13 protein-coding genes and 1 riboswitch are annotated in these 14,785 nt (G+C 39.4%); of the genes, 11 read left to right on the top strand and 2 right to left on the bottom strand.

Annotation, left to right across the window (positions count from 1 at the left end):
- Positions 1 to 176 precede the first annotated feature (176 nt).
- The 5 genes from NYR25_08015 (at position 177) to NYR25_07995 (ending at position 6,576) form a co-directional block, all read left to right on the top strand.
- Complete coding sequence (locus NYR25_08015) at positions 177 to 992, top strand: ABC transporter permease (protein ID UWF33518.1); 816 nt, start codon at positions 177 to 179, stop codon at positions 990 to 992.
- A gap of 14 nt (positions 993 to 1,006) precedes the next feature.
- On the top strand, positions 1,007 to 2,068 hold the full coding sequence (locus NYR25_08010) for an ABC transporter ATP-binding protein (protein ID UWF33517.1): 1,062 nt from the start codon (positions 1,007 to 1,009) through the stop codon (positions 2,066 to 2,068).
- Positions 2,069 to 2,200: 132 nt separating this feature from the next.
- Positions 2,201 to 3,928 (top strand): 6-pyruvoyl-tetrahydropterin synthase-related protein, encoded by a 1,728-nt coding sequence (locus NYR25_08005; protein ID UWF33516.1) that lies wholly within the window; start codon positions 2,201 to 2,203, stop codon positions 3,926 to 3,928.
- A 220-nt stretch (positions 3,929 to 4,148) separates the two neighbouring features.
- Entirely contained in the window at positions 4,149 to 5,297 is a 1,149-nt protein-coding gene (locus NYR25_08000; GenBank protein UWF33515.1) for a beta-lactamase family protein, read from the top strand.
- Positions 5,298 to 5,370: 73 nt separating this feature from the next.
- Positions 5,371 to 6,576, top strand: a complete 1,206-nt coding sequence (locus tag NYR25_07995) for a CDP-glycerol glycerophosphotransferase family protein (GenBank protein UWF33514.1) — start codon at positions 5,371 to 5,373, stop codon at positions 6,574 to 6,576.
- Between the two features lie 214 nt (positions 6,577 to 6,790).
- On the opposite strand, the gene NYR25_07990 is transcribed toward NYR25_07995, so the two are convergent.
- Both NYR25_07990 and NYR25_07985 read right to left on the bottom strand, forming a co-directional pair.
- Positions 6,791 to 7,555, bottom strand: a complete 765-nt coding sequence (locus NYR25_07990) for a DUF4811 domain-containing protein (GenBank protein ID UWF33513.1) — start codon at positions 7,553 to 7,555, stop codon at positions 6,791 to 6,793.
- The gene (locus NYR25_07985; protein UWF33512.1) at positions 7,555 to 9,033 is read right to left on the bottom strand and encodes a multidrug efflux MFS transporter; all 1,479 of its coding nucleotides are present in this window, start codon (positions 9,031 to 9,033) and stop codon (positions 7,555 to 7,557) included. Before NYR25_07985 ends, NYR25_07990 begins: the two co-directional genes overlap by 1 nt.
- A 151-nt stretch (positions 9,034 to 9,184) precedes the next feature.
- Here NYR25_07985 and NYR25_07980 point away from each other — a divergent pair, with 151 nt between their 5' ends.
- The 6 genes from NYR25_07980 (at position 9,185) to dltB (ending at position 14,782) form a co-directional block, all read left to right on the top strand.
- A complete protein-coding gene (locus NYR25_07980) occupies positions 9,185 to 9,637 on the top strand; it encodes a MerR family transcriptional regulator (GenBank protein UWF33511.1) in 453 nt (150 codons plus the stop codon).
- Positions 9,638 to 9,689: 52 nt separating this feature from the next.
- Positions 9,690 to 9,814, top strand: a riboswitch (FMN riboswitch).
- Positions 9,815 to 9,939: 125 nt separating this feature from the next.
- Positions 9,940 to 10,521: an ECF transporter S component gene (locus NYR25_07975; GenBank protein ID UWF33510.1), complete on the top strand. Its 582-nt coding sequence runs from the start codon at positions 9,940 to 9,942 to the stop codon at positions 10,519 to 10,521.
- A 589-nt stretch (positions 10,522 to 11,110) separates the two neighbouring features.
- Positions 11,111 to 11,605, top strand: a complete 495-nt coding sequence (locus tag NYR25_07970) for a biotin transporter BioY (protein ID UWF33509.1) — start codon at positions 11,111 to 11,113, stop codon at positions 11,603 to 11,605.
- A 284-nt stretch (positions 11,606 to 11,889) separates the two neighbouring features.
- Positions 11,890 to 12,042: a teichoic acid D-Ala incorporation-associated protein DltX gene (locus NYR25_07965; GenBank protein ID UWF33508.1), complete on the top strand. Its 153-nt coding sequence runs from the start codon at positions 11,890 to 11,892 to the stop codon at positions 12,040 to 12,042.
- Positions 12,043 to 12,056: 14 nt separating this feature from the next.
- Positions 12,057 to 13,583 carry a D-alanine--poly(phosphoribitol) ligase subunit DltA gene (dltA, locus tag NYR25_07960; GenBank protein ID UWF33507.1) on the top strand — a complete coding sequence of 509 codons (1,527 nt, stop codon included), beginning with the start codon at positions 12,057 to 12,059 and terminating at the stop codon, positions 13,581 to 13,583.
- Entirely contained in the window at positions 13,583 to 14,782 is a 1,200-nt protein-coding gene (gene dltB, locus NYR25_07955; protein UWF34730.1) for a D-alanyl-lipoteichoic acid biosynthesis protein DltB, read from the top strand. The genes dltA and dltB overlap by 1 nt, the downstream gene beginning before the upstream one ends.
- Positions 14,783 to 14,785 lie beyond the last annotated feature (3 nt).

The raw sequence follows: 14,785 nt of genomic DNA, 5'->3' as shown, positions 1-14,785 counted from the left end.
GTTATTCACCTTTTGCTTAAAGTTATTTAATATTTATCTATCCAGTAATGTATTATAATATACGTTATTGGTTTTTACATAATATAAGAAAGTAATGGGTTACATTGACGAAATTAGATAAAAATAAGTATACTGTTCGAAATGTACCCAACTTACAAGCTTAAGGAGCATGAAGCATGAATACAATGTTTAAAATAGTTAGTGATCAGTTCACTAATTTTAAAATTATTAGACGTATGGCTAAATATGATGACCGTGCAAGCTATCAAAGCCATTACCTTGGATTAGCATGGGAATTTCTCAATCCGTTAATTCAAATCGGTATTTATTACTTAGTATTTGGTGTTGCGCTTAGACGGGGAGACCCAATGCCAGGAGTTCCCTATTTACCATGGATGGTTACTGGGATTGCGCCGTGGCTATATATGAATAAGACTACGTTGGATGCGTCTAAAAGCGTTTATCAGCAAGTTGGACTCGTTTCGAAAATGAAATTTCCAATTAACGTATTACCATCGATTAAAATATATGGTAATTTATACAGCTTTTGGACGATGATAGCTTTTGGAATTTTCTTGATGTTCACCAACCATATTTGGCCAACTATTTCGTGGATTCAATTTATTTATTATTTCATTTGTATGCTAGCGTTAATGTACTCTTTGGGAATTTTAAATTCGACCATCAGCGTGTTAATTCGTGACTGGCAAATCGCGTTGCAATCAATTTTGCGAGTACTATTTTACATGAGTGGAGTGCTTTTTAATTTTGTGACGTCAAGTTTTCCACCAGTATTGGTTAGATTACTAGAAATTAACCCGTACTATTACGTGATTAACGGGATGCGAGAATCGCTACTTTCCCGGGGATGGGTTTGGCAACAACCTAATCTTAATTTAACGATTACATTTTGGTTGTTTGTTTTTATTACTTTGACAATTGGCAGTTATCTACACAACAAGTTCCGTTCTAATTTTGTAGATTTAATTTAACTAAGAGGTTTGAAATGGATAATTCATATAAGATTAAAGTAGAAAATGTAACCAAAGAATACGACTTATTTAAAACAAAAAGTGATAAATTAAAAAACTTTTTCAACTTAGGGAAAGTGGATGTACCACATTTTTGGTCCTTAAAGGGAGTAAGTTTAACGATAAAGCCAGGAGAAACTTTTGGGATCATCGGAGTTAATGGTTCTGGAAAATCCACGATTTCGAATATTATTTCAGGGATTATCCCACAAACTACTGGTAAAGTTGACGTTCGTGGGGATACTTCCATAATTGCTATTGGTGCTGGACTAAAGCGGAACTTAACTGGTGCAGAGAATATTCGTTTGAAAGGGCTAATGCAAGGGTTAACTATTCAAGAAATAAATGATGTCCGTGATGCAATTGTCGATTTTGCTGATATTGGTACATTTATCGATCAGCCAGTTAAGGATTATTCTAGCGGTATGCGGTCGCGACTAGGATTTGCAATTGCCGTGCATATCAACCCTGACATCATGATTATTGATGAAGCTTTATCAGTCGGAGATGATACATTCTACCAAAAGTGTGTGGATAAAATTATGGAATTCAAAAAACAAGGAAAAACCATCTTGTTTGTAAGTCACTCACTGAGACAAGTAGAAATGATTTGTGATCGAGTAGCATGGATGCATTTTGGTGAACTTCGTGAAGTAGGTGATACCAAAACAGTAGTTGACCATTACCGTCAGTTTTCTAACGATTTTAAGAAGAAAAGTGCCAAAGAGCGGAGAAAATACCAGCAAGATCGTAAGCGAGAACAAATTGAATTTGACATAGATAAGTATAAACAAGAGTTAGTTGAGCAAGAAATTGCGAAGGGAACTAGCCCTAAGAAAGCTCAAAAAGTTGTCCAGAAGGCAATGTATGACCAAATTACTCCGGACAAAATGTCTCTTCCAACGCGGATCATTGTTGGAATGGCTATGTTGTTATTTCTTTTCTTTGCAATGGTCAATATTTCAGGGCACTCAGTTACCCATTCTATAGAACATCCAACTACTTTAGTACATCCTGTCAAACATAAGGTTAGGTAGTGGCGTCCGTTCAAGAAAAATTGAGTGTTTTTAACTATTTAACTTTATCTTTGTCATATAAATTTAACTCTTATTTAGGTAAGAAATAATGGCGAAGGACGTTAAAATTAATATTTTGGGGGAGAATGGGGAATGTTAACTAGTTTGACAAGAGGTAAAAGACACCTGCCTTTTATAATTGTTTTGTATTTTATTGTCATGAGTATCCTGTCCTTTTATTTTTTGTATAGAGGACATGTTATTTATAGAGGAGCTGACGTGCAGTTCCATGTAAATAGAATTGAAGAATTATACCAAAATTTAAGACATGGCAATATGTTTCCAATGATATCAACTTATTCTGCTAACCAAGTAGGGATAGCAACCAATATTTATTATCCGCCATTGTTTTTATACATGTTTGCAGTGCTTCGCTTTTTGCCGGTAAGCCCAATTACAGCTATATACTTAGGATTAATGGTAATTAATCTAGTTACCTTTTTAATTGCTTATTACACATTCAAGGATTTTAGTGACTCAAGAAAAAAGGCTTTTATATTTGCTAACCTGTACTTCTTTTCTACGTACCGTTTTTTAGACATTCTTAACCGTTTTGATATATCAGAATTCATTGCCTTAACTTTTATTCCATTAGTCTTTTGGGCATTTTACAAAATTTCATTTAAGAATGAATTTGACAAATGGATTTGGTTAGCGGCAGGGATGGGCGCTTTGCTTTATTCCCATATTTTAACCGCGCTGATAGTTACAATTACAATGGGACTGCTTATGGTTTTTAACGTTAACTCATTAAGTGATTTTTCCTCTGTTATAAAAGCATATTTGAAAGCGGTAGTGCTATTTTTGGGATTATCTAGTGCTTTTATATATAGCTTTCTAGTTAATTATTTACATACACCAGTGAAGATGCCAAAAGAGTTTTTGTTTTCTAATACAGCAATGCAATTAGGTACTTTTGTCAACAATTCCATATCTAATAATATTACTGGTAATGCAAGTACTTTTAACATGGGGATAGTCGCCTTACTGATATTAATTATAGGTGCCTTTAGATTTAATACCTTTAGTAGGCTTTATAAAAAAATTTACGTAGTTTCGATAGTCACTACGTTATTATCTACTAATTTATTTCCGTGGTCCTTACTACAAAATACTCCCGTTTCGTTATTACAATTTCCTTTTAGAGTATTTGTTGTAGCAACTTTCTTTATTGCGTTACTGGGAGTGGAGCTGTTAAATGAATTACGGATAAAGCATGTAACTTTATTATTAGTAGCTATTCTTTATATATTTAATATAAGCTCTACCCAAAATTTTATTAATACAAGGAAAGATTTTCCGACATTACAACATGCTTTCGCACCAAATGCTAGTTTGAAAGAAAGGTACAACATTAAGGTAGACAGAAAGACGTACTTTAAGTTAATTAAGGCAAATCCTAATCGAGATTATGTACCAATTAACAAAAAACAGAGTTCTAATAAAAATTACCAAAACGGTTTAAAGATATATGACCATTATCTAATGAAGGACGGGCGTTGGATTAATAAAAAAGTAGACTTTACAAGCATACCTAATGGGATGATTTTTAAGTTGAATGGTGAAAGTGGGCACGTGAGTTTACCTTTTTACTTGTACAATAAAACAAATTACAAAGTTTACGTAGATGGAAAAAGGGTTAAATGGGATACTAGTCAAATGAAAACACTGACTGTCAATTTACACCATAATAGTCGAGTTAAAGTGCTGTATAGTTTGAGTAAAATGCAAAAACTATCTATTATAATTTCAATTGTTAGTACAATATTTTTGGTGTTTAAAGTAATAATACGTTTTATAAATAGACGAAGGGCCTGGTAGGCAGTATAAATGTAATACTATTTTTATTTAAATCTATATTCATATAAAAAGAACTAGTCGTAAGTTAGACTAGTTCTTTTTATATTTTCAGAAAGTTTATTTTTAAAGCTTTGTTCAGCAATATTTAAGCTTATACTTAATTTTTCCTTCAAAGCTAGTTCTTTGGCGCCATTTAGTGTAAAACTATATCTGGTAATCTTATTTGGGGGAGAAATCGAAAATGTCAAAAAAATTGATTAATAAGTTGGTTATCGGTGGGTTAATCGTTCTCGCATTGATAATAGTTTGGGGACAGGCAAGTACATACTTAAAAAAGCCCGCCGCAACTGAAAAAAATAATCATCTGGCGATTCCACGAGCGACTCACTCGACGGAAAAGGGAAGGTTGCAACAAGCACTTTCACCAACCGGATTTAGTGGCTCAGCAATTTTAGTAAAGAACAACCAAATTGTTGATAGTTACACAGCGGGAGTGGAAGATAATGCGGGTGGCAAAAATAATCGGCTAACTACTGCTTATGAAATTGATTCTTTGCAAAAATCACTCACGGCTGGACTAGTAATGACTTTAGTTAATAGGCATGAAATTGCGCTTACGGATCACCTTAACCAGTACATAACGGGCATACCGGGTTCTGCGGAAATTACTATTCGTCAGCTACTCGACATGACATCGGGATTATCATTGCCTAAGCTTAAATATAAAGGTGATAGTTTATCTAGAAAACAGTATTTAAAAATTCTTCGAAAGAACGTTAAATTTCAGCCGCAAAAATATGGTAAATGGAATTATCAGCCCGTCAATTACGTGCTATTATCAATGATTTTAGAAAAAGTTACGGGGGATAGTTACCAACAGCTATTCACGGAACGTTACACAAGCAAGTTGAACTTACAGCAAACCGTATTTGCAACTGATACTACTGGTTACGATACGGCTAAGGGATACTATCTCAAAAAACAGGGGGATGAGGTTAAGCAAATCCTCCAAAAGCCTAACTTAGCTACGGTTGAATCAGAATTAGGGACGGGCCAAGTGTACATGTCCGTTGCGGATTATTATAAAACATTAGCTAAATTGCTTAACGGTGGACTACTAGGAAAGCCCGCTGTGCAAACACTGTATCGACCGGTTAACGGCGCCCAAGTTAAATATCATGGAGGACTTTACACCAATCACCAAAATTATTATTCAGCTAATGGCTACGGCTACGGATTTGAAGACCATATTCGAATTAGTCCGGATGGTAAACAAGCCCTCATCGTATTTAGCAATCATCAAGGCAATAAAATAAAGGGCCAAAAATTAAAACAAGCAGTTGATAAATTGACCAACCAATATTTTAAAAAAGCACAGATAAACGAGTAATGTACTATTTTTGATGTGTAAGATTATATCCTATAATGGATACAAACAATTAAAAAATAGGGGATAAATGTAGATGGATTTGATTACGATTTTGCGGAAAGTCAAACGGCGCCTCCTAACCTACGCTTTCAAACTTAACTACCGGCCCGCAAAACGGCCCACCGTTATTTTTGAAAGCTTTGGCGGCCGGCAAATTAGTGACTCGCCGTTAGCGATTTATAAAGAAATGAAAAAAGAACATCCCGATTATCGATTAATCTGGGTGGTAAATAAGCAACTATTTGAAGAAGGTTTTCCGAATGGAGAACGTTACGATTACGTGGTTCGGGGATCTTTTAAATGGGTCCGTACGATCGAAAAAGCGCACGTCTGGGTTGAAAATGCACGGCTCCCTCGTTGGGTGAAAAAGCCGGCGCACGTTAAAATACTACAAACTTGGCACGGCACACCGCTGAAAAAGTTGGGCCTGGATATTGCACAAGTAACCATGCCCGGAACCACTACGGAAAAGTATCACGAAAATTTTGTTCACGAAGCAAACCGGTGGGATGCATTAATCAGTCCTAACGCCTATTCTACGAAAATTTTTCGGCAAGCTTTCGGTTACCAAAACGAAATTTTGGAAATTGGTTACCCCCGCAATGACGAATTAGCACATCCTAGTGCGGCTAAAATCCGGCAGCTTAAGGAAAAGTTAGGGATTCCCCTGGATAAAAAGGTGGTTTTATACGCGCCGACTTATCGGGATAACCAATTTTTTACTAAAGGAAAGTATTCTTTTAACTTGCCATTTGATTTGGCAAAATTACGGGATGCGCTCGGAAAAGATACAATTTTGCTTTTACGGATGCACTATTTGATTGCTAACGCGTTGGATCTTTCTGCTGCAAAAGACTTCGCAATCGATGTGTCAAATTATCCGGACGTTGCGGATTTATACTTGGTGGCGGACGTATTGGTTACGGACTATTCTAGCGTCTTTTTTGATTACGCCTACTTAAAGCGCCCCGTTGTGTTCTTTCCGTATGATTACGAAACTTATCGTGACGAGCTCCGTGGATTTTATTTGGATTATCAAAAAGATTTACCGGGCAAGATTGTTTACAACGAAGACGAACTTACTCATGAATTAACTCAACTAGCTAAGAAGACTAATCAACAACCAAGTCCCCAATTTGAGCAATTTTACGCAAGGTTCTGTGCCATCCACGCAGGCAATGCAGCGGCCCAGGCGACAAATTGGGTAAGTCAACAGTTGCAAGCTTACGAGACTAAATAAGCGTTATAAGCTTGTGAAAGACATTTGTCAGCAAATGCTTCAAAACGGATGTTAAGAGCTTTTAAGGGCGCTTAACGGGCCTTGCTGGTTAATAGCATAAATTCGATAAATAACGGCAACGGATTTACAAAATTTTTTAGTCAATATAAAACCCCCGATACTGGATTCAGGTCCAATATCGGGGGTTATTTAATTTTCGTAAAGCTTTTTAAAACTATTCTTTAGCCTGTTCAATTAGCTTTTGCATCATTTGTGCTTGATACTCTGCACTAAACTTTTTAGTAGCTTCAGCAGTTGTCTTGTCAGTCAACTTCTTCTGTTCGGCAGGACTCATCCGTGGATTTTTCTGCAAAGCAGCTTTCAAGGTATCCTTAACCGTTGCGGTTACCTTAGCTTTTACGTACTTAGTAGCATCCTTTTTCATAGAAGCTTGGTTTTGTTTAACCAATTTTTGCAATTTAGCAGCTTCGGTAGTTGACAAGGTTGGCCAACTCTTAGGCACGTAGAAGGTGTTGATCCGGTGAGAAACTTCCCGGTCGTTTCCGGCGATGCCAAACCAAAGGCGGTAGGTATCGTTTTTGTATACCCAACGGGTGGTTTTCTTCTCTAAGCGAGCGTGATCATCATTAGTGGTCTTGACTCGGTTAGTAGTTTTTTCCAATTCCGTATGAGAAGTTTTCTTTTGGTTTGCATCCTTTTTATAAACGTAAACCCGTTCCTTACCATCAGTCCCGATGTTTTTATAAAGCAGCATGGGCATCTGTTTTGAAGGTGAAACCGAGTAAACGGTTTGGGTGGTCGTTTCGGTTACTTTTTTCATTCCAAAATGTTCGCGGTCGTTCAGTACTAGTAAGACTACTGAGCAAACGACCACAATCGCCGAAATTGCGGTACAAATGTAACGCAGCATTGGTTTTGGAATTAGGGTCATTGAAATAAAGGTTGCGATGACAGCGAGTATTAATAGAAAGATAATCATTATTCTGCACCTCCAGCTTGAGGTTGTACTTTAGCTGAGCTACCAGAACGGTTGCTAACGAAGAAGGCAATGATTAAGCCTAACGCACTGAAGCCAACCGCAATCCAAAACGAGGCGTGATAGCCGCTGATAGTAGCGTTAAATGCTTGATCTTTGTAAGCAAGTGGTTCGGCTTTCAACAAGTGTTTAGCAGGCATTTGGTTGTTAGTAACGTTGGTCAAAACACTGACTAAAATGGCAGTCCCCATGGAACTAGCAACTTGTCGGAGGGTGTTATTAACTGCGGTTCCGTGCCCCATCTTATCGAATGGCAACGAGTTCATACCGGCAGTAGTAACCGGCATCATCGCCATGGAAATTCCGGCCATCCGAATTGCGTATAACACGATAATGTAAAGCATTGGAGTAGTCCGGGTGATGAAGGCAAACGGCAACGTTCCAATGGTTAAAAGGAACATTCCGGTGGTTGCGAGCCGGCGTGCGCCAATTTTATCGAATAAACGACCAGTAATTGGGCTGAGAACCCCCATCATCAATGCCCCCGGCAATAATGTTAGTCCAGAGTGAAAGGCTGATTCGCCACGTACAGTTTGGATGTAAAGAGGAAGAACCATTTCGGCACCCACCATGGCAATCATTGAAACCGAACTAAGGGCTGCTGAAATTGAAAATTCTGGAATCCTTAAAACACGTAGATCAAGGAACGGATTTTTACTCCGTAATTGACGTGCCCCAAATAGGATTACGAAAATTGCCCCAATAATTAAGGTCGCTACAACTAATGAATCAGTCCAGCCCTTATCCCCAACTTCGGAGAAACCAAAGAGCAAGCTTCCAAAACCGATGGTTGAAAGTGCAGCTGAAACCCAATCAAGTTCCGTGTGTTCAGTTTTCAAAACGTCTTTCATAAAGAAGAAACCAGCAATTAAAACTACAATGACGATTGGAATAATCATTCCAAATAAAGTCCGCCAGTGGTAGTTATCAATTACCCATCCAGAAAGGGTCGGTCCGATTGCCGGAGCCACTCCGACAACTAAGCCAGCAAGTCCCATCGCTGAACCACGTTGGTTAGCAGGGAAAATGGTTAGCATCATGGTTTGCAAAAGGGGCATCGTAATTCCAACCCCTAATGCTTGAATTAATCGGCCAGCAAGGAGTACTGAAAACGATGGTGCTACATAACAGAACGTGGTTCCAATCAGAAATACCGTCATGGCTGAAAGATATAGCCGTTTGGAAGGAATCCGGCTAGTTAGCCAAGCGCTAATTGGAATCATGATTCCGTTGACCATCAAGAAACCAGTCGTGAGCCATTGCACAGTCGAGGTACTGATATCGAAGGCCTTCATTAAAGTAGGAAAGGCCGTGGTTAAAATGGTTTGATTCAAAACGGTACAAAATGAACCAATTAAAAGCACAAGGATTAATAGAGACCGCTTATAGGGTTTTCCATGTGCATCAAATGCTTGTGTCATAAGCTTACAACCTCTTTTCATAAAAACTATTCTTAGATACTATAGTCCGGTATACCATCTTTGTCAACTTATTTGACAAAGATGTTAGAGAAGTTATAATTAAGCTAAGTAAGAGGACAAGGTTAATTCGGTTAACTTTAGGAGGAGAATCATGGGAAATCCGTCAGATCGGGTCGATATGTTAAAAAGAATCATTGCTAGTGAGTCCTTATTGTTAAGTATTGGCGATGTGGCAAAGGCGATTGATGTGTCACCCCGCCAATTACGTTATTGGGAAAAGAAGGGCTATGTAAAGACTAACGTATCGGAGTCAGGGCAACGTAAATATACTTACCCGGCGCTTATTCAGGCTGGAAATATAGCGCATTACCTTAACAAGGGATATACCTTGGCAATGGCTGCCAAAAAAGCTGAAGACAATCGTAAATTAATGAAAATGTTACGGATTTTTTTGCAGTCCCGAGTAAATAAAGGTTACGAAATTGAAAATGGCTATGAAATCGACCTGGGTGAAGTGAAGAATTTACCCGCGGAAGAACACCTATTAATTGACGTAATGCAAGACGGTGAAAGCTATTTCAAAATTAAAAAAACAAATGATTGACGAAGGTTAATTGGTACGCTATATTTATAGTGAAATACTTATAAAAAATAAGGTTCATCTTCAAGGGGCAGGGTGTAATTCCCGACCGGTGGTACAGTCCATGACCTGTCATTTTTGGCAGCTGATTCGGTGAAATTCCGAAACCGATAGTTAAAGTCTAGATAAAGGGAGATTGAATTTATTGACGCGTACTGAATTTTTTAATTCGGTTTTTAACGCTGTTGCCCCGAACTCGAGCAACGGCGTTTTTTTGTGGAAATAAGTTACCAAGAAGGTGCTCCGATTCTAAAGGAGGCAGTAACATGAGTGTTTCTAAAGTTAATAAAATGGTGATTGTCGCAATGCTGGCAGCCATTTCGTTTGTTTTGATTTTCATTGATTTTCCGATTTTACCGGGGTTTTCGTTCTTAAAGATTGACTTTGCGGACGTACCGGTCTTGATTGGGACCGTTTTGTTTGGGCCCGTGTGGGGAATGGCGACGGCTGGCTTAGCCGGGCTATTAGATATTATTGTTCGGGATAGTAACCCGGCGGGTGCCCTCGGAGCGGTAGCAAATTGGATGGCGGCAGTAGCGTACGTTTTGCCAATTTATTCGTTTCTGAAACGCGCAGAGGATCAACCACATCATCAAGCTGTGATGGCGCTGGTTAAGGGAGTGCTGTTAGGAACGGCCTTGATGACCGTGGTAATGAGTGTGGCAAATCTGTTTGTTTTGTTACCACTGTACATGAAGTTGGCAAGTTTCCAAATAAATATCTCGACGTTAAATATGGTGTTGTACGGAATCCTGCCATTCAACATTTTAAAGGGAATCATAGTAGGAGCAGTAATTGGATTGCTGTACTTTAGGCTGATGCCGATAGTGAGAAGGGGAGAAAAATAAAGAGCGTTCTGGAACCCGGGTAGCTCTTGAGGATTAACAGAAACAGGGACTGATCGCGGTTTTTGGCGATTGGTCCCTGTTTTGGTTAACCGGAGAGAGTTGGGTTCCAGAACGCGTTTCGACCATGCGGCAGTAGGACGCAAAGGACTAACGGAATTGGGGAGCTAATCGCGGATTGAGCGATTAGTTCCCTAATTTGGTTAGCCGGAGGAGATTGGGCACTGAAGCCCGGTTCGACCATGCAGCAACAGAACGCAAAGGATTAACAGAAACAGGGACTGATCGCGGTTTTTGGCGATTGGTCCCTGTTTGGGTTAACCGGAGAGAGTTGGGTTCCAGAACGCGTTTCGACCAAACAATCTCACAGCGATACAGACGTTATTTAATCTAAATCGCAAAAAATTACTACTATAATAGTATCGGTTATCGGTGACCAAAGTTAGTGGCTAAATCGGAACATGCTATAATAAAGCTTCATCAAAAATGGTTGGTTGACAACTTTTTTGGAATAAGGCAGTTCCACGGTTCGGTTGGAAGGCCAAATTTAGAGGTGAAGTTTATGCGGCTTAACGCACGAAGTGTAACAAAAATGGCATTATTACTGGCAATTATCATTGGCTTAGGGTTAGTCCCCAATCTTCCAATTGGATTGATCCCGGTACCCATTACGGTCCAAAACATTGGAATCTTATTAGTAGGCTTAATCCTTACACCAGGAGAAGCTGCAATCACTATTGGCGCCTTTTTACTACTGGCCTTGGTAGGAATGCCAGTCTTAACCGGAATGCGCGGCGGAGTAGCCGTATTCATGGGCCCAACGGGTGGCTATCTACTAGGTTATCTCGTTGGTGCAGTTTTGTTAGCATGGTGGACGGCACACGGCCGGCAAGATTGGTTTAGTCTTTTTGCAAAGGTGGCCATTATTGCAGTACTAGTAATTGATTTATTGGGAATTGTTGGTTTTGCAATCAATATGCGGATGGCCCTTTCTAAGGCGGTCCTTGCGAACGCATTTTTCATTCCAGGGGACGTGATTAAGTCGGCTTTGGTAGCGTTGGTAGGGCGACGCTTAAAATTAAAATAGACGGTTACAAAGCTAAAATTTAGTCAGGACAAGCTTTCAGAGGCTAAATTTTAGCTTTTTTTAAACTTTTATGAGATAAATTTGGTAAATGCCGTAACGACGGAAATAATACGGGAATATTTTATGAATAGAGTGTGACAAATGTGAACTTTTTAAGCCCGTAATGTTACGGTTACTTTACAAAAAATTCAAATCATGCCATAATTTTGCGTAACGTTTAGCAGGGTTAGTGTTTTATCATAACCTTTGCAAACTAAACCAATAGCAAAAAAACAGGGGGGATTGTGGTGATAGGTTTTCTTAAGAATCTGTGGCAACACGATTCGGTTAAATTCATCACAAGGACAATATTTTACTTTTTAGTTTTTGTGATTTTACTTTATTTATACGGGTATAGTGGAATGTCCGGTGGGACTTTCATTTACAACGAATTTTAGCAGGAGGTTTTGTTTTGCAAAAAGTTACAAACGTGATTGAAAAGATTGATTCAATTGCCCAAGAGCATCCCGATTGGATTGCTTATGACTATTTGGGAACTAAGCATACTTATGGTGAATTAAAAGCTTTCTCAGATAATTTAGCGGCTTACATTTTAAAGCAAAATATTATGGAACATGCTCCCATTATGATTTATGGGGGACAAACATTTGAAATGGTGGCAGCCTTTTTAGGGATAGTTAAAAGCGGGCACGCCTATGTGCCGATTGATCGCCACTCTAATCCAGAACGGCTAACCATGATTAATGAAATTGCGCATCCCGGGATGTGCATTGCGATTGAAGATTTGCCGGTATCGCTAGATGACTTGCCAATTTTAGAAGGGCAAGAACTTGCGGACGTGTTTGCAAATGTGCAAAGCGTACAGCTAGATCAAGCAGTTAGCGGAGATGAAAATTATTACATTATTTTCACTTCGGGTACGACCGGTAAACCCAAAGGGGTGCAAATTAGCCACAACAACTTATTAAGTTTTATTAATTGGCAAATGGAACAATTTGATTTGCCTGATCGACCGGTAACTTTGTCTCAGCCACCATATTCATTTGACCTATCGGTGATGGACTTGTATTCAACCTTAGTACTAGGTGGAACACTAAAAGCAGTTCCCAAGACGGTTACCGATAATTTCAAAGAACTCTTCGAAGTTTTACCAACGCTAGGATTAAATGTCTGGGTTTCGACACCATCCTTTATGGACGTGTGTCTTTTACAACCAACTTTTGACGCAGACCACTATCCGGCACTATCGCGGTTCCTATTCTGTGGTGAAGAGTTGTCGCACTCAACGGCGCAAACTTTAAAACAACGCTTCCCAGCAGCCCGGATCTTTAACACCTATGGTCCAACGGAAGCCACGGTTGCGGTTTCGGCAATTGAAATTACCGACGCCGTTTTGCAACAAAATGAACGCTTGCCAATTGGTCGGCTAAAACCCGACATGGGTGGCTACATTTTAGACGAAAATAATAACGTTGTTAAAGCTGGTGACGAAGGCGAACTAGTACTTTACGGGCCAGCCGTTTCGAAGGGATACATCAATAACGAAGTTAAAACCAATGAGGTCTTTTTCAAGTATGAGGGGCACCAAGCCTATAAGACTGGTGACTTAGTAGCAATGGACCAAGATGGTATCTTATACTACCGAGGTCGAACAGATTTCCAAATCAAGTTACATGGTTACCGGATCGAACTTGAAGAAGTAAACCATTATTTAAATAACAATCCGCTCATCAAGGCGGGAATTGCCGTTCCTAAGTACGGTAAAGATCAAAAAGTTGCGCAATTAGTTGCGTATGTAATTCCGGCAACGGATGAATTTGATTCACAAATTAAACTCACGGTGGCCATTAAGGACAGTTTGAAGGCTAACATGATGGAATACATGGTCCCAAACCGGTTTATTTTTGTGGAAGAACTGCCGCAAACGGCGAACGGCAAGTTAGACATTAAAAGTATGATCGCGCGGGTTAACTCATGATGTGGACAGCTACGCCTTACGAAAACCCGACCTACTTTTTCATGTTAGCCATTGCCCTAGTGCCCATTGTGTTTGGGATGCTACGGGGACGCCGTTTTCATTGGTACGAACTGTTAGTATCGTTTTTCTTCTTGTTGCTAACTTTTGGGGGACCAAAGTGGCAACAGGGGATTGCCTTAATTGGCTATTTAATTTTTGAAGTGGTGCTAGTTTCACTGTATAACCACTATCGCAAGCAACATAACGCGACCGGGATTTTCGTGGGGGCCGTAATACTGGCTATTTTGCCCCTTGCGGTTGTTAAGTTAACGCCGCTTTTGCAGAATGGAAGCTCCTCATTGATTGGCTTTTTGGGGATTAGTTACCTAACTTTCAAAGCGGTGCAGACCATCATGGAAATTCGGGACGGGGTCTTGAAAGATTACGATCCATGGTTCTTCTTACAATTCATGGCCTTCTTCCCGACGATTTCTTCAGGACCAATTGATCGCTACCGGCGTTTTAAAAAAGATTATTTAACAGTGCCTGAACGGGGACATTACTTGGACCTGTTGGAAAAGGGTGTGCATTATCTTTTCTTAGGATTTGTATACAAGTTTATGTTGTCCTACGTATTTGGCTCCTTAATGTTGCCAAGGGTACAACACATTGCTTTACAAACGCACGGTCTTTCATGGGGACTATTGGGCGTAATGTACGTATACAGTTTTTACCTATTCTTTGATTTTGCTGGTTATAGTTTGTTTGCGGTAGCCATTAGCTACTTTATGGGTGTTGAAACCCCAATGAACTTCAAGCAGCCATTTAAATCGCACAACATCAAAGAATTCTGGAATCGTTGGCACATTACCTTGTCATTCTGGTTCCGCGATTATGTTTACATGCGGCTCGTGTTTTTCTTCATGAAGCACAAGACCTTCAAAAACCCTAAAACAACGGCAAACGTAACTTACGTTTTAAACATGCTGTTGATGGGATTCTGGCATGGAGAAACTTGGTTTTACATCCTGTACGGTTTGATTCACGGGGTTGCCCTTGTAATTAACGACTGGTGGCTTGGATTTAAGAAAAAGAATCCAGGACGCTTGCCGCACAACCGGTGGACTGAAGCACTTTCGATTTTTATTACTTTTAATTTCGTGTGCTTCACTTTCCTAGTTTTCTCAGGATTTCTAGATAAATTATTTTTCGCTAAATAAAGG

It is taken from the genome of Pediococcus acidilactici (genome assembly GCA_024970065.1).
Taxonomy (GTDB): Bacteria; Bacillota; Bacilli; order Lactobacillales; family Lactobacillaceae; genus Pediococcus; species Pediococcus acidilactici_A.
The sequence above is the reverse complement of the archived record's forward strand: the minus strand, read 5'-3'. Positions and strand labels throughout refer to the sequence as shown.